The organism is Variovorax glacialis, assembly GCF_051216375.1.
Taxonomy (GTDB): Bacteria; Pseudomonadota; Gammaproteobacteria; order Burkholderiales; family Burkholderiaceae_C; genus Variovorax.
Genome location: NZ_JBPJZT010000007.1, coordinates 16,788 through 37,340 on the forward strand (window position 1 = coordinate 16,788; position 20,553 = coordinate 37,340).

A 20,553-nucleotide genomic window follows, 5' to 3' on the forward strand; every position below is an offset into this window, starting at 1 on the left:
GCAGGTCCTGAAAGGGCGACGTTGGCAGGACGGCGGCATCCGTCGCGTTGTCAGTGCGTGAAGCGGATCGGGCAAGCCGTGTTTCATTCGGGCTGGATGTTCTGTTCGCGAATGATGGTGCTCCAGCGCGACACGTCCTGCTTCACATAGTCCATCACCTTGGCCGGCGCGCTGCTCTCGGCGTCGACGCCGAGCGAATCGAAGCGCTTGCGCACGTCCTCCGATGCGACGGCCGTCACGATGGCCTTGTGCAGCTGCTCGATGATCTCCGGCGGTGTTCCGGCCTTGACCAGGATCGCGAACCACGAATAGAGCGTGAAGCCGGGAACGGACCGGGCGATCACGTCGGCATTCGGGTCGTGGGGAGAGGGGGCCTCGGAGGTCACGCCCACGAGCTTGATCCTGCCGGTCGCAATCTGGCCGCGCATGGCCTCGGTCGGCGTGGTCAGCAGCACCTGCACCTCGCCGCCGAGCAGCGCATTGAGCGTCGGCGCCTGGCCCTTGTAGGGCACGTGGGTCATCTTGAGTCCCGCCTGCTTGAGCAGGAGTTCGGTGCCCAGGTGGCCGAGCGAGCCGATGCCCGCGCTGGCGTAGTTGGCGCTGCCGCCGCTTTTCTTCGCCCAGTCGAGGAAGGACTTCATGTTGCTCGCCGGCACGGCCGCGCCGACCGCTAGCACCATCGTCGACTTCGCGACCATCGAGACCGGCGCGAAGTCCTTGACCGGATCGAATCCTGCATTCTTCTGCAACAGCGGCGTGACCGCGCTCGGTCCGTTGTTGCCGAGGAAAAGCGCGTAGCCGTCCGCCGGTGCGCGCAGTACCTGTTGCGCGCCCAGTGCGCCGCCGACGCCGGGCACGTTGTCGACAATCACCGTCGCGCCGCCGAGCGCCTTCTGAAGCGGCTCCTGCAGGATGCGCGCCATCGCATCGGTGGGCCCGCCCGCTGCATAGGGCACGACGAGGCGAATCGGTTTGTCGGGGTACGCGGCCTGGGCGGCGAAGGGGAGGGTGGCTGCGACGAGCAGGGCCAGCATGCGTTCGAGGGATTTCATCAAGGTGTCTCCGAGGGCGCTTCCGCCCCGTTCTTCTGGTTTGCTTCGTCCTGCCGATCCGGCGTCTGTCAGCCGCCCAGCACGCCTGTTTCTTTCAGCCGGGCGATGCCTGCGGCGTTCGTGTGCAGCAGTTGTTCGAGAATCGCCGGTCCGTCGGCGCCGAGCGCGGGAATGTGCGCGCGCGGACCCGCGTTGCCGTGGGTCATCCGGAACGGCGTGCCCGCGACGACGAAGGTGCCTGCGCCGTCGTCCATCTCGCACATCGTTCCGCGCTCCCGAACCGTCGGCAGCGCCATCGTTTCCTTGATGTCGAGATAGCGCGAACAAGGAACGTGGTGCGCGTCGAGGATGCGCTCGCACTCTTCGGCACTGTGCTGCATGGCCCACTTCGCCAACTCGGCCAGGAATTCGTCCCAGTTCTGCTGGCGCCCGCGACCGGTGGCGAAACGCGGATCTTCGAGCCACTCGTGGTGGCCCGTGGCCTCGCACAGCGCCACGAAGTTGTCCTGCGTGGTGGGCGCCACGACCAGGTGGCCGTCGCGCGCCGGCGTCGGCTTGTAGACGAAGTGGATCGGCTGCTCGGGGAACTGGGCCTCGCCCACCTCGCACACCAGCAGGCTGATCATCGAATCGAGCAGCGACAGGTCGACGTAATCCCCCTTGCCGGTGCGCTGGCGCTGCACCAGCGCCGCCTGGATGCCGCCGAACGCGAGCGAGCCGCCCAGCACATCGGCCACGAAGATGCCGGTGTTGGGCGGCCGGCTGTCGTCGTCCTGGTAGGAGCGGAGGGCGCTGTCGAAGCCAGAGAGCGCGTGCAGGGTCGGTGCATACGCCCCCTTGCCGTCGCCGGACTTGCCCTGACCAAAGCCTGAGATCGAGCAGTAGACCAGGCGCGGATTGATCTCGCTCAAGGTCTCGTAGCCGAGCCCCAGCCGCTTCATGACGCCAGGGCGAAAGTTCTCCACCACCACGTCGGCTTCCTTGACGAGTTCATGGACGATGTCGCGCGCCTCGGGACTCTTGAGGTCGAGCACGATGCTGCGCTTGCCGCAGTTCAGCGAGGCGTAGTAGCTGCTGCGACCGTCCCGCAGCGGAGGGCGGCTGCGCGTGAGGTCGCCCGCCTTCGATTCGATCTTGATGACGTCTGCGCCGAGGTCGGCCATCAGCCGCGTGCAGTACGGCCCCGACATCACGAAGGTGAAGTCGAGCACGCGCACGCCGGAGAGTGCGCCCTGGGCGCTCGGAGAAATGGCGGGCATGGGGCAACTCAGCGGAAACCGAGTGCCCGGCGGGCGATCACCATGCGCTGGATCTGGTTGGTACCCTCGTAGATCTGCAGGACTTTGGCATCGCGCATCATGCGTTCCACATGGTTGCCGCGCACGTAGCCGTGGCCGCCCAGGACCTGCACCGCGTCGGTCGTGACCTTCATCGCGGTGTCGGTGCAGAAGCACTTGACCATCGAGGCCATCTCCGTGAGTCGCTCGGTGTGACCGGCGTCGATGGCACGCGTGCACTTGTAGAGCAGGGCGCGCGCCGCCTCGATCTGGATGTGCATGTCGGCCAGCATGAACTGCAGGCCCTGGAATTCGCCGATCGCCCTGCCGAAGGCCTTGCGCTCCTTGGCGTAGGCGACCGCGATGTCGAAGGCCCCCTGCGCGACGCCCACGGCGCTGGCCGCCACCGTCGGGCGGTTGAGGTCGAGGATGTGCATGCACGAGAGGAAGCCCTTGCCTTCTTCGCCCATGCGGTTCTCCACCGGCACCCGCACGTTGTCGAAGTAGATGTCGGCATGCGGCGTGCCGCGCTGGCCCATCATCTTCTCGCCCTTTCCGAGCGTGATGCCCGGCGATTTCATGTCGACGATGAAGCAGCTGATGTTGTCCACGCCGCGCCTGGCGGTGTCGCCGGTCTTGGCGAACAGCGTGATGTAGTCGGCCAGCGGCGCCATGGTGATGAAGCACTTCTGGCCGTTGACCACATAGTGGTCACCGTCGCGAACCGCGCTGGTCCGCATCGCGCCGACGTCGGAGCCGGCATGGGGCTCGGTGATCGCGACCGAACTCACGACCCCGCCCTTGGCCACGAGCGGCAGCCATTTGCGGCGCTGCTCCTCGGAGCCGAAATGAAGCAGGGGCAGGACGAAGGAGATGGTGTTCTGGTTGATGAGCTGCGCGCCGGTCATCGAGACCCGGGCCACCAGTTCCTTGGCCATGCAGGTCGTCGTGAGGTCGAGGCCGGGGCCGCCGTATTCCTCCGGCACCCTGGCCTGCATGAGACCCAATTCGCCGAAGACCGAGATCAGGTGCTTCGGGAAGGTTTCCGTCTCGTCCATCTGTTGGGCCAGCGGCGCGATTTCCTTGTCGACCACGCGTTGCAGGCTGTCGAGCAGGGCTTCCTGAAGTTCGGTGCGTTCTTCCATGTTTGTCTCCATGTCGGTGATTGAGAAAGGCCGTTCAATGCAAAGGCCTCGTGTGAGGACAATGGTGCTGTTTGCCCTAGGACATGGAAAGAACCGCACCCGCACATCATCTGTGAATTGGCTTCACGGACGCTTCGCTTACGAGAAGTTGGGGTGATGCCCACGTAGGCACCCCTGTGGCTGCATAAAACCCTAAAATCGGAGGTTGCCCACAACGGGCCCACCCGGCCCGCAGGCCTGCGCGGCACCCATGCCGTCCCATCCCCGATGAATGCCCCCGTCGACGTCTCCTTTTTCGCGCGTGCCGCCAAGCCGCTGACCAGCTACCGCAAGTACTGGGCGGCCCGTTTCGGCACGGCCAAATTCCTTCCGACCTCGAAGGCGGAAATGGACGCGCTCGGCTGGGACAGCTGCGACATCATCGTCGTCACCGGCGACGCCTACGTCGACCATCCCAGCTTCGGCATGGCCGTGATCGGCCGCATGCTGGAGGCCCAGGGCTTCCGCGTCGGCATCATCTCTCAGCCCGACTGGCAGAGCGCCGACCCCTTCAAGGTGCTGGGCAAGCCGAACCTGTTCTTCGGCGTGACCGCCGGCAACATGGATTCGATGATCAACCGCTACACCGCGGATCGGAAGATCCGCAGCGACGATGCCTACACCCCCGGCGACGTCGGCGGCCGGCGGCCGGACCGCGCGGCCATCGTCTACTCGCAGCGATGCAAGGAAGCCTGGAGCGACGTGCCCATCGTGCTCGGTGGCATCGAAGGCTCGCTGCGCCGCATCGCGCATTACGACTACTGGCAGGACAAGGTCCGCCGGTCGATTGTGGTGGACGCCAAATGCGACCTGCTGCTCTACGGCAACGCCGAGCGCGCCATCGTCGAGATCGCGCACCGGCTTGCGGCCAAGGAGCCGGTGCATCAGATCACAGACGTGCGCGGCACTGCCTTCGTGCGGCGCGAGACGCCGGAGGGCTGGTTCGAGATCAATTCGACCAGCGTCGACGAGCCAGGCCGTGTCGAGGCCCACGTCAATCCCTACCTGATGGTGTCGGACCAGGCGAAGGCCAACGGCGCGACCTGCGCCAAGGAAGACGAGGCGCAGGCCGTCGCAGAAGCGGCCGAGGCCGCCGGCTCGGCCAACCCCGCGATCAAGCCGCTGAAGTTCGTCCCCAATCCGGCGCTGCAAATTCGCGAGCGCATCAGGGTGCCGCCGCGCGACCGTTCGGTGATCCGCCTGCCGTCGTACGAGCAGGTGCGCGCCGACCCGGTGCTGTATGCCCATGCCAACCGCGTGCTCCACCTGGAGACCAACCCCGGCAATGCACGCGCGCTGGTGCAGGCGCACGGCGAGGGCACCACCGCCCGCGACGTCTGGATCAACCCGCCGCCGATCCCGCTGACCACGGCCGAGATGGACCACGTGTTCGACCTGCCGTATGCGCGCAGCCCGCATCCGGGCTACGCCGACGAGAACGGCAGCCACGACGGCGCGACCAAGATCCCCGCGTGGGAGATGATCCGCTTCAGCGTGAACATCATGCGCGGCTGCTTCGGTGGCTGCACCTTCTGCTCCATCACCGAGCACGAGGGCCGCATCATCCAGAGCCGCTCGGAAGAATCGATCATCAAGGAGGTCGAGGCGATCCGCGACAGCGTGAAGGGCTTCACCGGCACCATCTCCGACCTGGGCGGCCCGACGGCCAACATGTACCGCATCGGCTGCAAGTCGCCGGAGATCGAACAGGCCTGCCGCAAGCCGAGCTGCGTGTACCCGGGCATTTGCCCGAACCTGAACACGAACCACGATCCGCTCATCAAGATCTACCGCCGTGCGCGCGCGCTCAAGGGCATCAAGAAGATCCTGATCGGCTCCGGCCTGCGCTACGACCTGGCCGTGCAGTCGCCCGAGTACGTCAAGGAGCTGGTGCAGCACCACGTCGGCGGCTATCTCAAGATCGCGCCCGAGCACACCGAGCAGGGCCCGCTGACCAAGATGATGAAGCCGGGCATCGGCAGCTATGACAAGTTCAAGCAGATGTTCGAGAAGTTCAGCGCCGAGGCCGGCAAGAAGCAGTACCTGATCCCGTACTTCATCGCCGCGCATCCGGGCACCAGCGACGAGGACATGATGAACCTCGCGATCTGGCTCAAGAAGAACGGCTTCCGCGCCGACCAGGTCCAGACTTTCTATCCGTCGCCGATGGCCACGGCCACGACGATGTACCACACCAACAAGAACCCGCTGCGCAAGATCACGCGCGAGAGCGAGACGGTGGACATCGTGCGCGGCGACAAGCGCCGCCGCCTGCACAAGGCCTTCCTGCGCTACCACGACGCCAACAACTGGCCGCTGCTGCGCGACGCGCTCAAGGCCATGGGCCGCGCCGACCTGATCGGCAACGGCAAGCACCACCTGATCCCGACCTGGCAGCCGCTGACCGACGGCAGCTACCAGAGCGCGCGCCGAAAGAACTCGACCACCGTCGCGCTCACGCCGGTGAAGCCAGCGAAGGGCCGCATCCTCACGCAGCACACGGGCCTTCCGCCGCGCGAAACCGGGGCCGCGCGCACCCGGCCTTCGGCCGGCAAGGCAATCCGCAAGAGCCGCTGAGACGGGCCGTCGCCGCGAGGAAGCGCAATCCTCGCGGTGTATCGTGTCGGCATGAAAAAGCTGCTGGTCGCGTTGTCGCGTGGGTGCTGCATCGGCGTGTGGATGTGGCTCGGCACGATGGCGCCGGGTGCACACGCCGCGACGCTCGAAGCCGGATCGGCGCCGGCCATGCGGGAACTGCATCGCAAGCTCGGCGACCAGCTTGCCAACAGCCCCCTGCGTCGTCCCGTCGTGCTGGACTCCACCGAAACCGATGGGGGTTTGCAGGGTGACGTCTACGCGGTCGTCAATCACTCCATCGAGGACGTGCGCCGCGCACTCGAGCGATCGTCGCAATGGTGCGAGATGCTGATCCTCCACATCAACAACCGCCGCTGCCGCGCCGCACAGGGGCCGAATGGCGAGAGGCTCACCCTCAGCGTCGTGCCGCGCTACGACAAGCCGATCGACCAGGCCTTCGAACTCACCTTCGTCCACCGCGTCGCGAGCGCCACGCGCGACTACCTGCTGGTGGACCTTTCCGCCGACTCGGGCCCGATGGGCACCAGCCAGTACCGCGTGCTGCTCGAAGCCGTACCGCTCGGCGAGCGACAGACCTTCCTGCACTTCGCCTACGCCTACGACCACAACATGGTCGCGCGCCTCGCGACAATGGCCTACCTCGCGACCTTCGGCAGCGACAAGGTGGGTTTCACGGTGGTCGGCAAGACGGCCGACGGCGGTCCGGAGTACATCCGCAGCCTGCGCGGACTGGTTGAGCGCAATGCGATGCGCTACTTCCTGACGCTCGAGGCCTATCTCGACGGCTTTTCAGTGCCGCCGCCGGAGCGGGCCGACAAGCGCCTCAACAGCTGGTTCCAGTCCATCGAGAAGTACCCGACGCAACTGCACGAAGTCGACCTCGCGACCTATCTCGCCGTCAAGCGCGAAGACCGCGAGCGCGACGGGACGACGACGCGCTGAGCGCTATCGAAGCACCAGCACCGGCGTGTGCGAGTGCGTCAGCACGTGGAGCGTCTCGCTCCCCATCAGCAGGCGCTTGATGCCGCGGCGCCCGTGCGAGGCCATCACGATCAGGTCGCACTTGTGCACGCGCGCGGCTTCAATGATGGCTTCGGACACGAGCTCCGATTGCATCACGATCGCCCGCGTGCTCTTCACGCCTTTCGCTTCCGCGGTGGCCTTGACGGCATCGACCACGCGCTGCGCTTCCGTGCCGGCCTGTTCGCGCAGGCGCGTCACTTCCATCTGGCTAAGAAGCATCGAACCTTCGAAGTAGCTGGCGGGATAGTGGTGGACCACCTTGACGACGATCAGCTCCGCCTGGGTCAGAAGGGCCAGGTCGATGGCGCTGGTCACGGCCAGTTCGGACAGGTCGGAGCCATCGGTGGCAACGAGGATGCGTTCATACATGGCGACGCTCCCGGGCGGGTGAGGGCCCGCCCCGCTTCAGCTTAGTACGCGGATGGGCGCGGGGCAAGGCGGCCAAAACTTTTAGGCGGCATTGCCTAGGTTCGCTTTTCGCTTCGCGGTTCACCTGTCCCAGGTCGGTTCAGCGCCTGTGCGATGCGCTTGATTTTTCGGCCGCATTGAAGTGGGTTCATTCCTCGAAGGTGCGCGTCTCAGAGGGAAATCACGGTCGACGTTGTGCCCAACAAGGTCGCGCTGGGCGTGTATTGCCATGCGCTGCCGCTGCATGCCGGCGCAACCAAACCGATCGGCTTGTTTCTTCCCTGGTCTGCAAATAGAACCACGGGCGTTCGTTGGTCCAAAGGTTCTGCAGAAGTCGTCGTGCCAGAAGCCGAAGGCAGTCAGAGCGGCTCCACTGGGGAGGAGAGAGCAATCATGAACAAGATTTTCAGCATCGTCTGGAGCGCGCACCAAGGTCGAATGGTGGTTGCCTCGGAGTCCGCGAAAAGGACAAGGCCAGGTCCGCAAGGCGCTAGTTGTGCCGCGGCGGTGGGGGCAGCGGTCCTGCTTTTCGCTCACACCGCGTTGGCCGATGGCCTTGGCGGGAGCAACGCCGCGGCGCTGGGTGGCAACGGAGCGTACGGTGCCCCGGGGGGTGGCGGCGGTACCGGTGGCGTTGGCGGCACGGGGAACGGCAACGTAGCGGCCGGGGCGAACGGATCGAGCGGCAACGGCGGCGCCGGCAGCCTTGGCAGCAATTCGACAGGCGGAACGCCTGGCACCCCCGGAGCCGGAGGCTCTGTCGGCTCAGCCGCGAATCCCATCGGGGGCAATGGCGGCGATGCCGGCGATGCGGTTTGCGATACATGTACGGCCGGCCTGGGAGCCAGCGGCGGCGGCGGCGGTGGCGACGGCTTCAACGGCATCACCCTGGACGGTGTGAGCAGTCCGATCATCGGCGGCAACGGCGGGAATGGCGGCAGTGCCTTGTCGGCTTCGGCGAGCGGCGCGGATGGCGGCAGCGGCGGCGGCGCCGGAGCGGGCGCGGTGATCGTCGGTGGCGGCAGCACCAGCACCAGGGCAAGCATCACCGGTGGCACCGGAGGCAATGGCGGCAATGCGTTGGGCCCGGGAGGTGCAGGCTTCGGTGGCGGTGGCGGCTCAGGCCTGGTGATCAACGCCGTCGACCTGACGAACGCATTCACGATCCAGGGCGGCAATGGCGGCAACGGCGGCAATGGCGCCCAGGCCACCCATGGACGGAGCGGCGGGACTGGAGGCGCGGGAATCACCGGCACCTCGCTCGCGGTCAGCAACAGCGGCGTCATTCAAGGCGGCAACGGCGGCGCCACGGGCCTCAATGCCAATGCCGGGGCGCCGGGCGCCATCGCTGTCGGTGGCGCTGGCGTCCAGGGCACGAACGTGCAAATCCTCAACTCGGGAACGATCGCGGGTGGCATGAACGGCAATGGCACCGTGCGCGCAAACGCGATCTCCTTCACCGGCGGCGTCAACAGTCTGACCCTGCTTCCAGGGTGGAACATCACCGGCAACGTGGTCGGTTCCGGCGGCAGCACGAACACGCTGATTCTGGGCGGCAACACCACCGATCTTTCCAGCGATCCGACGGGCGCGTCAGTGTCGACGATTTTCAGTGTCTCGCAGATCGGCTTGGCCTATCTGGGCTTCAGCAGCTTCCAGAAGACCGGTGCCAGCACCTGGCAGCTGACAGGAACCACAGCGAGCTCGACGCCGTGGACCATTGCGGGCGGCACATTGCAAATCGGCAGCAATGGCGCGCTCGGCGGAGCGGGCAGCGCGCTCACGCAGGCCGCTGGCAGCACGCTCAACGTGGCACTGGGTAGCACGCACCCCGTCATCTCCGCGACCAACGCAAGCCTGGACGGCACGCTCAACGTCACCGGCTTCAGTGCGAGCGTGCCGAGCAGTGCCAGCGCACTGGCCGGCACGCAGTTCAACTTCATCCACACGACGGGCGGTATCGCCAACGACTTTGCCACCGTGACGCTCGGCGGAGCGGCCAGCCCGGTCGACTACCTGACCCTGGAGGGCAGCAAGTCCGCCGATTCGCTCGACTACAACGTGGGCTTCGGACTGACCTGGCAGGCAGCAAGGACGCCGGGCAATGGCGTCTTCACCATCGCGGCCCCGGCCGACACCTTCAACGTCGACGTGGTGTTGAGTAACCAGACAGCGGTCGCCGCGACCGGATGGGACGGCGCGGCGCTGACGAAGAATGGCGCCGGCACGCTGGTGCTCTCGGCCGCCAACACCTACACGGGCCAGACCCTCGTCAACGCCGGCACGCTGCAAGCCGGCATCGCCGACGCGTTCGCCAGCAGCGGCGCAGTGGACTTGGCGAGCGGCGCCACCCTGGATCTGAAAAACTTCAATCAGACGGCCAACAACCTTGCAGGCGCAGGCAGCGTGGTCCTGGGCTCAGCAGAGCTGACGGCCAACAACACAGCCGACACGACATTCAGCGGCGGTATCGGTGGCGCCGGCAACGTGATCAAGACAGGCACCGGGGCACTGACCCTCACGGGCGACAACACCTACGCCGGCGGCACGGCGATCAGCGCTGGCACGCTGCAAATCGGTGAGGGTGGCACCACCGGCTCCATCACGGGCAATGTGACCGACGACGGCATCCTGGCCTTCAACCGCTCCGATGCCGTCATCTTTACGGGCGCCATCAGCGGAAGCGGGGCGGTCGAGCAAAGGGGCGGTGGCACCACCACGCTGACTGCGGACAACACCTACGCAGGCGGCACGACCATCACCGCCGGCACCTTGCAGTTGGGCAGCGGCGGCACGGCCGGCTCGATCACGGGCAATGTCACCGACAACGGCGTCCTGGCCTTCAACCGCTCCGACACCGTTGCCTTCGCTGGCACGATCAGCGGCAGCGGCTCGGTCCACCAGATGGGCGGCACGACAGTCCTGTCTGCCGCCAACACCTACACCGGTGGCACGACGATCTCCGGCGGCACCGTTTCCGTCGGCGCGGACGCGAACCTCGGCGCTGCGGCTGGTGGCCTGACGCTCGACGGTGGCACGCTGGAGAGCACGGCGAGCTTCACGACGGCGCGCGGTGTCACGATCACCGGCAACAATGGCACCGTCCAGACCGATGCGGGCACGACGCTGACCACCACCGGTGCCGTCGCCGGGACCGGCGCCTTCACCAAGAACGGCGCCGGCACGCTGGTGCTCGCTGCCGACAACACCTACGCGGGAGGCACGACGATCGGCGCAGGCACGTTGCAGTTGGGTAGCGGTGGCACCACCGGCTCCATCACGGGCAATGTCACCGACAACGGCGTGCTGGCCTTCAACCGTTCGGATGCCATTGCCTTCGCAGGGTCGATCAGTGGCAGCGGGGCGGTCAACCAGATGGGGGCCGGGGCGACGACGCTGACGGCCGCCAACACCTACACCGGCGGCACGACCATCACCGCTGGGACACTGCAGCTGGGCAATGGCGGTACGACGGGATCGATCACAGGCAACGTGACCGACAACGGCACCCTGGCGTTCAACCGCTCCGATGCCGTCACCTTCGCGGGCACGATCACCGGCAGCGGCTCGCTGACGCAGGCCGGTACTGGCGTGACCACGCTCACGGGCACCGGCTCTTCGGTGGCCAGCGCGAGCGTCGCGGCCGGCACCTTGAACCTCGCCCAGGCCGGCGCCTTCACCACCACGGGCGGCTACACCACCGCGACCGGTGCCATCACCCAGATCGCTGCCGACTCGACCTTGAACGTCGGTGGTGCACTCACGCAGGCGGCGGGCAGCACGCTCAACGTGGCATTGGGCAGCACGCAGCCCGTCATCTCCGCCACCAGCGCGAGCCTGGACGGCACGCTCAACGTCACCGGACTCAGAGTGCCTGACACCGCCAGTGCACTGCCCGGTACGTTGTCCAACGTCATCCACACGACGGCCGGCATCACCAACGACTTCGCCGCCGTGACTCTTGGCGGTGCGGTCAGCCCGGTCGACTACCTCACGCTGGCGGGGGGCAAGTCCGCCGATTCGCTCGACTACAACGTGGGCTTGGGAATGACCTGGACGGCGGGATCGGCGCTGGGCAACGGCACCTTCACGCTGGCGAATGCAGCCAGCACCTTCAATGCCGATGTGGCGCTGGCCGACCAGGCATCTTCCAGCACCGGGTGGGACGGCAGGACGTTGACCAAGGACGGTGCCGGCACCCTGGTGCTTTCGGCCGCCAACACCTACACGGGGGCCACCCAGATCAACGCCGGCACGTTGCAGGGCGGGATCACCAATGCGTTCGCCAACAGCAGCGCCGTGAACATCGCCAGCGGCGCCACCCTCGACCTGAACAACTTCGACCAGATCGCCAACAACCTGGCTGGCGCCGGCAACGTGACGCTGGGCACCGCGGCGCTGACCGCCAACAACACCGCGGACACCGCCTTCAGTGGTGGCATCAGCGGCGCCGGCCGGTTGGTCAAGGCGGGCGGCGCTGCGCTGACACTGACAGGCGACAACACCTACACCGGTGGCACCACGATCAGCGAAGGGACGCTCCGGCTGGGGGATGGCGGCACCACCGGCAGCATCGCGGGTGACATCAGGAACGATGCAGCCCTGGTCGTGAACCGCTCCGATGCGCTTACGCTGGGCGGTGTGATCAGCGGCAGCGGTTCACTGACCCAGGCCGGCCCCGGCACCACCACGCTCAACGGAGCGAACACCTACAGCGGCGCCACCAACGTCGCGGCAGGCACCTTCAAAGCCGGCGCCGCCAACGCCTTCAGCGCCAACTCGGCCCACACCGTGGCAAGCGGCGCGACGCTCGACACCGGGGGATTCAACCAGACAGTGGCATCGCTCGACAACGCCGGCACCGTCAACCTGCTCAGCGCGACACCGGGCAGCTCCCTGACCGTCACCGGCGCCTACGTCGGACGTGGCGGCACGCTGCGTCTGGGCACTGCCCTCGGTGACAGCGCCAGCGCGAGCGACCGTCTCGTGCTCGATGGGCCGGGTGCCAGCGCCAGCGGCACCACGAACCTGCAGGTCACCAACCTTGCTGGCCTGGGCGCACTCACGAGCGGCAACGGCATCGAGGTGATCAGCGCGCGCAACGGCGCCACTACGACCGCGCAGACCACCAAGGACGCCTTCGTGCTCGCAGGCGGCGTGACCGTTGCCGGTGCCGCCAAGGGAGGCAGAGTGAGGGAGGCGCCCCATATCGACGCAGGCGCCTACGAATACCGTCTCTACGCTGCGGACGCCAGTGGGGCTGGCGAGAACTGGTATCTGCGGTCGACCACGGATGTGGTTGCTCCGCCGGCGCCGCCACCGCCCGTGGGCGAAGTGGCGCCACCACCACCGCCCCCCGTGGTCGTTCCTACCTACCGCGCCGAGGTCCCGATGGTTGCTGCGCTCTCTTCCCAGTCACGCCAGGGCGACGCGGCCATGCTCGGCAACCTGCATCGCAGGATGGGTGATGACGACGTGACGAGAGAAGCGACCGGCGCCACCCCCAACCAGCTCGATCGGCGCGCGTGGGGCCGTGCCGTCTACACCGACGTGGACGTCCGCCAGCAAGGCATCGCACAGGCCGGGAGCAACGGCTCGCTGAGCGGATTTCAGGCCGGCATGGACCTCTGGTCCGACCCGTCGTGGCGCGCCGGGCTGTACGCCGGCCTTCTGCAGGGCGGCGTGGACGTCTCAGGCAACGCGCATGGAGAGATCGGGCACGTCGGCTCCAACCGACTGCAGTCGCGCTACCTGGGCGGTTACGCAACCTGGACCGACAGGTACGGGCGCTATGCCGACATCGTGCTGCAGGGCGGCAGCCACCGCTACGACCTGCGCCCCGACGGCAACCCTCAGGTTTCGGGCAAGGGCAGCAGCCTCACGGCCTCGGTCGAAGCGGGGCAGCCCTTCGCCATCGCCGAGGGCTGGACCATCGAACCGCAAGCGCAGCTGGGCTACCAGAAGAGCAGCTTCGATGACCTGCAGCTAGGCGGCGCGCTGGTTCAGCAGCAGATCGACGCCGGCTGGTTCGGTCGACTCGGCGTGCGCGTCAAGGGCGACATGATGACGAGCGTGGGACGCCTGCAGCCCTACGGACGCCTCAACCTGTACTTCGCCGGCTCCGGCACCGACGTCGCGCGCTTCGTCTCGCCGGCGGCGGTCACCGAGGTCCCCACACGCACCGGCTACACATCGGCCGAGGTCGCCGCGGGCATGACGCTGGCGCTGAACCCGAGCACCAGTCTCTATGGCGAAGTCGGGCGTGTGTTCGACGTCTCGGGCAACGCGCGCGTGCGCTCGTCAGTTCAGGGCACCGTGGGCATTCGTGTCCGCTGGGATTGACGGCCCGTCGCGGGTGGCTAGAGCGACATCGCCGGTCGCTGCGCCATCGCGAGTCGCCAGCGTTGCAGGTGCGGGTGCTGCTCTCCCGGCTTGACCTTCACCACCCGCGCGAAGTCGACCGCCACCACCGCGGTGATGTCGGCAATGCTGAATCGATCCGCGGCGATGAAGTCGCGTCCGGCCAGACGCTCGTCGAGCGTGACGAAGAACTTCTGCAAGCGTGCCAGGCCGCGCTGCGCGAGTTCGGGGATCTGCGCGTAGTCCACCGGGCCCGGCAGGGCCCGATTGGCCAGGGAGGGTGTGCTGTTGCGCAAGGCCTCGGCGATGGGCAGCAGTCCTTCGAACTCGACGCGCCAGTTCCAGCTTGCGATCTCCGCCTTCTCCTGCGGCGAATTGCCCAGCAGGGGCGGCTCCGGATAGCGGGCTTCCAGGTAGGCGGTGATCGCGGCGTTGTCCGTCAGCAGCAGGCCTTCGTCGGTGTGCAGGACCGGCACGGTGCATTGCGGATTCACCTTCCGGAACGCCTCGCTCAGTTGTTCGCCGGTCCTCAGGTCCACCTGGACCGTTTCATGAGCGACGCCTTTCTCGGCCAGCAGGATGCGGGCGCGGCGTGGGCTTGGCGCGGTGGCGCAGTCGTAGAGGGTGACCATCGTCGTCTCCTGTCGAAGTCTGTAGCGTGTCAGTCCGCCGGGGCCAGCTTGTCCTGCGTCTGCGTGTCGAAGTCCGCGGCGTCATGGCGCTCGTGCAACTGGCTCGACGGCTGCCCCCAGGTGCGGTTGACCATGCGGCCCCGCTGCACGGCCGGTCGTTTGGCGATCTCGTCCGTCCAGCGCAGGACGTGGCGGTATTCCTGCACCTGCAGGAACTCGCCCGCCTCGTACAGCTGTCCCTTGACGAGCGTGCCGTACCAGGGCCAGACGGCCATGTCCGCGATCGTGTAGGCGTCTCCGGCCAGGTAGGGCCTGTCCGCGAGGTGGCGGTCCAGCACGTCGAGCTGGCGCTTGACCTCCATCGCGTAGCGGTCGATGGCGTATTCGATCTTCGTCGGGGCGTAGGCATAGAAGTGGCCGAAACCGCCGCCGAGGAAGGGTGCGCTGCCCATCTGCCAGAAAAGCCATGAAAGGCATTCGGCGCGCGCCGCGCCACCCGCGGGAAGGAACGCGCCGAACTTCTCCGCCAGGTGAATCAGGATCGCGCCGGACTCGAACACGCGCACCGGCGTCGGCCCGCTGCGGTCCCACAGGGCCGGGATCTTGGAGTTCGGATTGATCGCGACGAAGCCGCTGCCGAACTGCTCGCCCTCGTTGATGCGGACCAGCCAGGCGTCGTACTCCGCGCCGCGATGGCCGAGCGCCAGCAGTTCTTCCAGCATCACCGTGACCTTGACGCCGTTCGGCGTGGCCAGCGAATACAGCTGGAAGGGATGGCGTTCCACCGGCAGGTCCTTGTCGTGGGTGGCGCCGGCGATCGGCCGGTTGATGTTCGCGAAGCGGCCGCCGTTGTCCTTGTTCCAGGACCAGACAGTGGGCGGCGTGTAGGGGGACGCGTCGTTCATTCGATGATCTCCAGGCAGCGTGCCGGAAGCGGCACGCCGGTCACCCGCGAGCGTAACCGCTCACGGAACCCTCGCACGGTCGGCTGCCGGACCGCGCGACCTGGCGAGTGTGCCGGCATGTCGGCCGGATGTCCCGGGCGGGCACTTCGATGCGCACTTCGACGGGATCGGGGCCGCCGAATTCCTCGGCCCCGAAGTCGAGCTTGCCCAGGACGTGGATGCCGCCGCTCACCGACCGTCCGTCATGGCCATAGAAGACGGTCAGGTCGGGCCCGGGGCCCCAGCAGACGAGGTCGCCGATCTCGTAGGCCTGCGTGCGCGTGCCCTTGCCCGATATGGCCTGGGGCAGGGGGCCGAATTTCTCCCGCTTGAAGAGATCGTGCATCGTGATCGTCAGCGGCAGCATGGCAACGAACTCCCGCGCGGTCCGGTTGTTCGCCAACGTGGCCGGGATCACCTTGCCATTCAGTTTCAGATGGATCTTCATGGTGGACCTTTCCGTAAAACTCATCGAAGGGACGAACGTCCCCTGCGGTGCGCCGTCGGGCGGCACCGCTTACATTGCGATCGGGGTTGGCGACCAGCGGCGCTGCGCACGGCAGCGCGCCGTCCTGCGTCTTCAGTTGTTCACGCGACCCAGCTGGAGTTCGCGCAGGCGCTTCACGTCGCGCGCCGGAGGCAGGCCGAAAAAGCGGCTGTACTCGCGGTTGAACTGCGACTGGCTCTCGTAGCCCACGCGGTGTCCCGCGGTGGCGGCGTCGACGTGCTCGCTGATCATGATGCGCCGCGACTCCTGCAGCCGGAGCTGCTTCTGGAACTGCAGCGGGCTCATCGCCGTGACGGCCTTGAAGTGCTGATGCAGCGACGACACGCTCATGTGCACCTCGTCCGCCAGGTCCTCGACCCGCAATGGCTCCTGGAAGCGCTGCGACAGCATGCTGATCGCCTGCGCGATGCGCTGGCTGTGGCTGTCCACCACGGCCATCTGCGCCAGGCGCCAGCCATCGTCCGACCTCAGCAGGCGGTAGAGGATCTCGCGGGTGATCAAGGGCGCCAGGGCCGGCACGTCCTCGGGGGTGTCCAGCAGCCTGATCAGTCGCAGTACGGGTTCTAGCAGCGTGGTGGACAGTTCACCCGTGAAGATGCCGCGTTGCGAAGGCGCTTTCGGCGAGGCTTCGCCCAGCCGGAGGTCGAGCGCGAGCGCCGCGATGTCCTTCACGTCGAACGCCAGCCGCAATCCAAGGTACGGCGCTTCCGGCGATGCGTCGATCACCTGGCCTGACACGGGGAGGTTCTGCGACACCACCAGGTACTGGTTGCTGTCGTAGATGTAGACCTCGTCGTTGAGCAGGACGCGCTTGCTGCCCTGCGCCAGCACGCAGAAGGCGGGCTCATGCATGGCGTGAACCGGGTGCTGCATGTGCGAAGCGCGCGCCAGCATGAAGCGCGGAATCGCGGTCTCGTGGGCGCCGTCGGTGACGGTGATGCGGTCTATCATCGCGGCGAGCTCGGCCCGCATCATGGTGGTCTGGAGCTGGTCGACGGGACGATCGTTGCGCAGTGCGCCGGTGGTGGAGGTCAACATGGACTCAAGCTTAGGCATCTCGACGCCGCTTGTCTCGCCTCCAACCGGTCGGGCGGAGGATCGTGCAAACATCTTCAACGATTCTGCAAGTGCGGCGCGCCGTGCTCGCGCTCGGGTAGTCTGTGGCCATGGATTCACTGATCGCCGCCTCTGCGCGCGCCCTTGCCGCGGGTGACGCGCTCGGCGCCCTCAAGCGCGTCGCCCTGCGTGAAGACCCGCCGGCACTGGCCCTGCGCGGCATCGCCATGGCCCAGCTGGGCGAACATCCGCGTGCCCGTGAACTCCTGCGGCGCGCTGCCAGCGGCTTCGGCGCCCATGAGGAGCTGTCGCGCGCGCGTTGCGTCGTGGCCGAGGCGGAAGTGGCGCTGGCCATGCGCGACCTGGGCGGCTCGCCGCGTTCGCTGGCCGCCGCATCGGCAACGCTGGAGGCGCACGCGGATCGCGCGAACGCGCTGCAGGCGCGATTGATCGCGGCGCGCCGACTCCTGCTGCTGGGCCGCCTCGACGAAGCCGAAGCCGCGCTGGAGCGCATCGACACGCAGGGCCTGTCGCCCGCGCTGGTCGCCATCGCCGAACTGGCTGCGGCCGAGCTGGCGCTGCGCTCCTTGCGCACCGGCGCGGCGCATGAAGCGCTCCTCCGCGCGCAGCAGGCGGCAGAGCGGGCGCGCGTGCCGGCGCTGCTGGCCGAGGTGGCCGAGGCGCGCGCCGCCTTCGAGCGTCCGGCGGCGCGGCGGCTGGCCGCGGGCAAGGAACAGGTGCTGCACCTCGACGAGTTCGCGTCGCTCCTGGCCTCGGGCGCGCTGGTGGTCGATGCCTGTCGTCACGGGGTGCGCGCCGGCAGCGCCTGGTTGCCGCTGGCGCGCAGGCCGGTGCTGTTTGCATTGGCACGCAGGCTGGCCGAGGCCTGGCCCGGCGACGTGGACCGCGAGGCCCTGATCGCCACCACCTTCCGCACCCGGCACCCCGACGAGACGCATCGGGCGCGCCTGCGGGTCGAGATCGGCCGGCTTCGCGCGCTCGTCAAGTCGCTGGCGGACGTCGAGGCCACTGCGCGGGGTTTCGCCCTCCGCCCGCTGGGCGAGCGCGATGTCGTCGTGGTCGCTCCTCCCATCGACGGCGAGCAGGCGTCGCTGGTCGCGCTGCTCTCCGACGGCGCGGCGTGGTCGACATCGGCGCTCGCGCTCGCTTTGGGCGACAGCCAGCGCACCGTGCAGCGCGCCCTGGCCGAACTCGAGGCGGCCGGACGCGTGCGCTCGATCGGCCAGGCGAGGGCGCGCCGCTGGCTGGCGCCACCGCTGGCGGGATTCACGACGATCTTGTTACTCCCCGCCGCGCTGCCGATTGAATAAAGTTGTCTCACGGCGCCGATCCGAGCCGCACCACCAGCAAGGAGCAGTGATGACAACCACGACCAAGACCAAGGACAGGCCCCAGGCCGCGGTGCATGCGGCCGAGATCGTGCGCGAGTACGGTCCCTTCGACGGTGCCCCGAACATCCACGGCGTGACCCACGACGGCCGCCGCGTCTGGGCCGCCACCGGCGGCCGGCTGCTCGCCATCGACCCCGCGAACGGCGAACCCACGGACACGCTCGCCTGTGCCTGCGACGCCGGCACGGCCTTCGACGGCAGGTACTTCTATCAGATCGCCGAAGCGCGCATCGACAAGATCGACCCGGCCACCGGCAAGGTGCTGTCGTCGATCCCGGCACCCGGACACGGGCGTGACTCGGGACTCACCTGGGCCGAGGGCAGCCTCTGGGTGGGGCAGTTCCGCGATCGCAAGATCCACCAGATCGACCCCGAAAGCGGCAGGATCACCCGCACCATCGAGTCGAACCGCTTCGTCACCGGCGTGACCTGGGTCGACGGCGAGCTGTGGCATGCGACCTGGGAGGCCGACGAGAGCGAACTTCGCCGGGTCGACCCGGAGAGCGGCGCCGTGATCGAGCGCTTGCAGATGCCGCCCGGCATCGGCGTCAGCGGCCTCGAATCCGACGGAGCGGACCTCTTCTACTGCGGCGGCGGCGAGAGCGGCAAGGTCCGCGCCGTGCGGCGCCCGAGAGCGGCCCGGTCGTGATCGACGCGGCGCATCCCTTTTCCATCGTCAAGGAGCACCTCATGAACACCGCCATGGCCGAAGCAGGCACAACCAACCATCCCGTCGTGTCGATGGCGCAATGGATCACAGAGCGCAAGGCGCTGCTGGCGCGCGAAAAGGAACTGACGCGCCTGCAGGATCAGATCGCCAGCGAGCGCCGTGCGCTGCCTTGGGTACGCATCGACGAGGCCTACGCGTTCGACACGCCAGAGGGCCGGCGCTCGCTCGCCGACCTGTTCGAGGGCCGGCGCCAGTTGGTGGTGCAGCACTTCATGCTCGGGCCGGGCTGGGAAGAGGGCTGCAAGAGCTGCTCGTACATGGCCGACCACATCGACGGCATGAGGCTCCATCTGGAACATCGCGACATCACGATGCTGGTCGTCTCGCGCGCACCGTTGGCCGAGATCGAGCGCTTTCGCGAACGCATGGGCTGGAAGTTCAAGTGGGTGTCCTCGTACGGCACCGGGTTCAATCACGATTTCGGGGTGAGCTTCACGCAGGACGAACTCGCGCGGGACGAGGTCTGCTACAACTTCGACATGCAGCCCTTCCCGCACGAGGAGGCGCCGGGCGTCAGCGTGTTCTACAGGAATGACGCGGGCGAAGTCTTCCGCACGTACTCCAGCTACGGACGCGGCGTGGAAGTGATGATGGGCACCTACCGGCTGGTGGACCTCACGCCGAAGGGCCGCGACGAGCGCAACCCCTTCGACACCATGGACTGGGTGCGCCACCATGACCGGTACGAGGCGCAGGCGCCCGCCAAGACGGCGGCCCATGCCTGCTGCGGCGCGCACGTCTGACCGGCGAAACGCCGACCCGGCGCACATGTCATGGCAAGCCTCTGGCCGTGGCTCGTCGTTGCAGGCGTAGGCGCGCTCCACGGGCTGAACCCGGCCAGCGGCTGGGTGTTCGCGGCGGCATGGGGCGTGCGCGACCGCGATCGGAAGCAGGCGCTCCGGGCGATGGCGCCGATCGCGATCGGGCATGGCGCATCGGTCGCGCTGGTGGCCGGTGCCGTGGCGTTGGGCCTGTCGATGGACCGCCTGGTGCTTCAATCGCTTGCGGGGGGATTGGGTGTGGTCGCCGTCTTCGCCCACCTGTGTCGCCGAACGCCGAAGGTCATGCGCGCACCCGCAGGGCATGCCGGGCTGGCCCTCTGGTCCTTCATGATGTCCACCGCCCATGGCGCCGGCCTGATGCTGGTGCCTGCGCTGATCCCCCTCTGCATGGGCGATGCGGCTGGCAGGGAGCTGCCGGTTTCCGATTCGCTGATGCTCGCGCTCGGCGCCGTCGGTGTTCATACCGCCGCGATGCTCGTGGTCAGCGGTGCGGCTGCGATCGCGGCTTGCCGCGGCTACGAGGTCGGCGTCGGATGGTTTCAACGGTTCAGGTAACGCGATGAAACGTCATGCCCCCGATGGAGCCG

At 67.6% G+C, this 20,553-nt stretch carries 15 protein-coding genes; 7 read left to right on the forward strand and 8 right to left on the reverse strand.

The genetic code is table 11. From position 1 onward, the window contains the following. Positions 1–83: 83 nt before the first annotated feature. From ACSFBL_RS19215 to ACSFBL_RS19225, 3 genes are all read right to left on the reverse strand, one after another. A complete protein-coding gene (locus ACSFBL_RS19215) occupies positions 84–1,052 on the reverse strand; it encodes a Bug family tripartite tricarboxylate transporter substrate binding protein (protein WP_435517403.1) in 969 nt (322 codons plus the stop codon). Between the two features lie 68 nt (positions 1,053–1,120). Next, positions 1,121–2,311, reverse strand: a complete 1,191-nt coding sequence (locus ACSFBL_RS19220; RefSeq protein ID WP_435517404.1) for a CaiB/BaiF CoA transferase family protein — start codon at positions 2,309–2,311, stop codon at positions 1,121–1,123. An 8-nt stretch (positions 2,312–2,319) separates the two neighbouring features. Continuing rightward, the gene (locus ACSFBL_RS19225; RefSeq protein WP_435517405.1) at positions 2,320–3,474 is read right to left on the reverse strand and encodes an acyl-CoA dehydrogenase family protein; all 1,155 of its coding nucleotides are present in this window, start codon (positions 3,472–3,474) and stop codon (positions 2,320–2,322) included. A 267-nt stretch (positions 3,475–3,741) separates the two neighbouring features. Here ACSFBL_RS19225 and ACSFBL_RS19230 point away from each other — a divergent pair, with 267 nt between their 5' ends. Together ACSFBL_RS19230 and ACSFBL_RS19235 are read left to right on the forward strand one after the other, a co-directional pair. Continuing rightward, positions 3,742–6,090 carry a YgiQ family radical SAM protein gene (locus ACSFBL_RS19230; protein WP_435517406.1) on the forward strand — a complete coding sequence of 783 codons (2,349 nt, stop codon included), beginning with the start codon at positions 3,742–3,744 and terminating at the stop codon, positions 6,088–6,090. A gap of 51 nt (positions 6,091–6,141) precedes the next feature. Beyond that, a complete protein-coding gene (locus ACSFBL_RS19235) occupies positions 6,142–7,053 on the forward strand; it encodes a hypothetical protein (protein ID WP_435517407.1) in 912 nt (303 codons plus the stop codon). 3 nt (positions 7,054–7,056) lie between these two features. On the opposite strand, the gene ACSFBL_RS19240 is transcribed toward ACSFBL_RS19235, so the two are convergent. Beyond that, complete coding sequence (locus tag ACSFBL_RS19240) at positions 7,057–7,503, reverse strand: universal stress protein (RefSeq protein ID WP_435517408.1); 447 nt, start codon at positions 7,501–7,503, stop codon at positions 7,057–7,059. Between the two features lie 432 nt (positions 7,504–7,935). Here ACSFBL_RS19240 and ACSFBL_RS19245 point away from each other — a divergent pair, with 432 nt between their 5' ends. Beyond that, positions 7,936–13,884, forward strand: a complete 5,949-nt coding sequence (locus ACSFBL_RS19245; RefSeq protein ID WP_435517409.1) for an autotransporter-associated beta strand repeat-containing protein — start codon at positions 7,936–7,938, stop codon at positions 13,882–13,884. A gap of 17 nt (positions 13,885–13,901) precedes the next feature. Here ACSFBL_RS19245 and ACSFBL_RS19250 read toward each other — a convergent pair whose 3' ends face one another. From ACSFBL_RS19250 to ACSFBL_RS19265, 4 genes are all read right to left on the reverse strand, one after another. Then, positions 13,902–14,534, reverse strand: coding sequence for a glutathione S-transferase family protein (locus tag ACSFBL_RS19250; RefSeq protein WP_435517410.1), 633 nt, complete (start codon positions 14,532–14,534; stop codon positions 13,902–13,904). 29 nt (positions 14,535–14,563) lie between these two features. Beyond that, positions 14,564–15,439, reverse strand: coding sequence for a glutathione-dependent disulfide-bond oxidoreductase (gene yghU, locus ACSFBL_RS19255; RefSeq protein ID WP_435517411.1), 876 nt, complete (start codon positions 15,437–15,439; stop codon positions 14,564–14,566). Between the two features lie 40 nt (positions 15,440–15,479). Continuing rightward, on the reverse strand, positions 15,480–15,926 hold the full coding sequence (locus tag ACSFBL_RS19260) for a cyclophilin-like fold protein (protein ID WP_435517412.1): 447 nt from the start codon (positions 15,924–15,926) through the stop codon (positions 15,480–15,482). Positions 15,927–16,058: 132 nt separating this feature from the next. After that, on the reverse strand, positions 16,059–17,024 hold the full coding sequence (locus ACSFBL_RS19265; protein WP_435517413.1) for an AraC family transcriptional regulator: 966 nt from the start codon (positions 17,022–17,024) through the stop codon (positions 16,059–16,061). A 128-nt stretch (positions 17,025–17,152) separates the two neighbouring features. Between ACSFBL_RS19265 and ACSFBL_RS19270 the strand changes: the two genes are divergently transcribed. Genes ACSFBL_RS19270 through ACSFBL_RS19285 form a run of 4 tightly spaced genes read left to right on the forward strand, consistent with a single transcriptional unit; the run spans position 17,153 to position 20,521 of the window. Beyond that, positions 17,153–18,373, forward strand: a complete 1,221-nt coding sequence (locus tag ACSFBL_RS19270) for a helix-turn-helix domain-containing protein (RefSeq protein WP_435517414.1) — start codon at positions 17,153–17,155, stop codon at positions 18,371–18,373. Positions 18,374–18,422: 49 nt separating this feature from the next. Beyond that, complete coding sequence (locus tag ACSFBL_RS19275; RefSeq protein ID WP_435517415.1) at positions 18,423–19,103, forward strand: Vgb family protein; 681 nt, start codon at positions 18,423–18,425, stop codon at positions 19,101–19,103. 41 nt (positions 19,104–19,144) lie between these two features. Then, entirely contained in the window at positions 19,145–19,927 is a 783-nt protein-coding gene (locus tag ACSFBL_RS19280) for a DUF899 domain-containing protein (protein ID WP_435517416.1), read from the forward strand. A 30-nt stretch (positions 19,928–19,957) separates the two neighbouring features. Further along, positions 19,958–20,521: a hypothetical protein gene (locus tag ACSFBL_RS19285; protein ID WP_435517417.1), complete on the forward strand. Its 564-nt coding sequence runs from the start codon at positions 19,958–19,960 to the stop codon at positions 20,519–20,521. The last annotated feature ends 32 nt before the right edge of the window (positions 20,522–20,553 follow it).

What these genes read in the sequence shown, in the direction of transcription:
- ACSFBL_RS19215 (WP_435517403.1), bottom strand. Translation starts at nt 1,052, where the DNA reads ATGAAATCCCTCGAACGCATGCTGGCCCTGCTCGTCGCAGCCACCCTC.
- ACSFBL_RS19220 (WP_435517404.1), bottom strand. Translation starts at nt 2,311, where the DNA reads ATGCCCGCCATTTCTCCGAGCGCCCAGGGCGCACTCTCCGGCGTGCGC.
- ACSFBL_RS19225 (WP_435517405.1), bottom strand. Translation starts at nt 3,474, where the DNA reads ATGGAAGAACGCACCGAACTTCAGGAAGCCCTGCTCGACAGCCTGCAA.
- ACSFBL_RS19230 (WP_435517406.1), top strand. Translation starts at nt 3,742, where the DNA reads ATGAATGCCCCCGTCGACGTCTCCTTTTTCGCGCGTGCCGCCAAGCCG.
- ACSFBL_RS19235 (WP_435517407.1), top strand. Translation starts at nt 6,142, where the DNA reads ATGAAAAAGCTGCTGGTCGCGTTGTCGCGTGGGTGCTGCATCGGCGTG.
- ACSFBL_RS19240 (WP_435517408.1), bottom strand. Translation starts at nt 7,503, where the DNA reads ATGTATGAACGCATCCTCGTTGCCACCGATGGCTCCGACCTGTCCGAA.
- ACSFBL_RS19245 (WP_435517409.1), top strand. Translation starts at nt 7,936, where the DNA reads ATGAACAAGATTTTCAGCATCGTCTGGAGCGCGCACCAAGGTCGAATG.
- ACSFBL_RS19250 (WP_435517410.1), bottom strand. Translation starts at nt 14,534, where the DNA reads ATGGTCACCCTCTACGACTGCGCCACCGCGCCAAGCCCACGCCGCGCC.
- yghU (WP_435517411.1), bottom strand. Translation starts at nt 15,439, where the DNA reads ATGAACGACGCGTCCCCCTACACGCCGCCCACTGTCTGGTCCTGGAAC.
- ACSFBL_RS19260 (WP_435517412.1), bottom strand. Translation starts at nt 15,926, where the DNA reads ATGAAGATCCATCTGAAACTGAATGGCAAGGTGATCCCGGCCACGTTG.
- ACSFBL_RS19265 (WP_435517413.1), bottom strand. Translation starts at nt 17,024, where the DNA reads ATGTTGACCTCCACCACCGGCGCACTGCGCAACGATCGTCCCGTCGAC.
- ACSFBL_RS19270 (WP_435517414.1), top strand. Translation starts at nt 17,153, where the DNA reads ATGGATTCACTGATCGCCGCCTCTGCGCGCGCCCTTGCCGCGGGTGAC.
- ACSFBL_RS19275 (WP_435517415.1), top strand. Translation starts at nt 18,423, where the DNA reads ATGACAACCACGACCAAGACCAAGGACAGGCCCCAGGCCGCGGTGCAT.
- ACSFBL_RS19280 (WP_435517416.1), top strand. Translation starts at nt 19,145, where the DNA reads ATGAACACCGCCATGGCCGAAGCAGGCACAACCAACCATCCCGTCGTG.
- ACSFBL_RS19285 (WP_435517417.1), top strand. Translation starts at nt 19,958, where the DNA reads ATGGCAAGCCTCTGGCCGTGGCTCGTCGTTGCAGGCGTAGGCGCGCTC.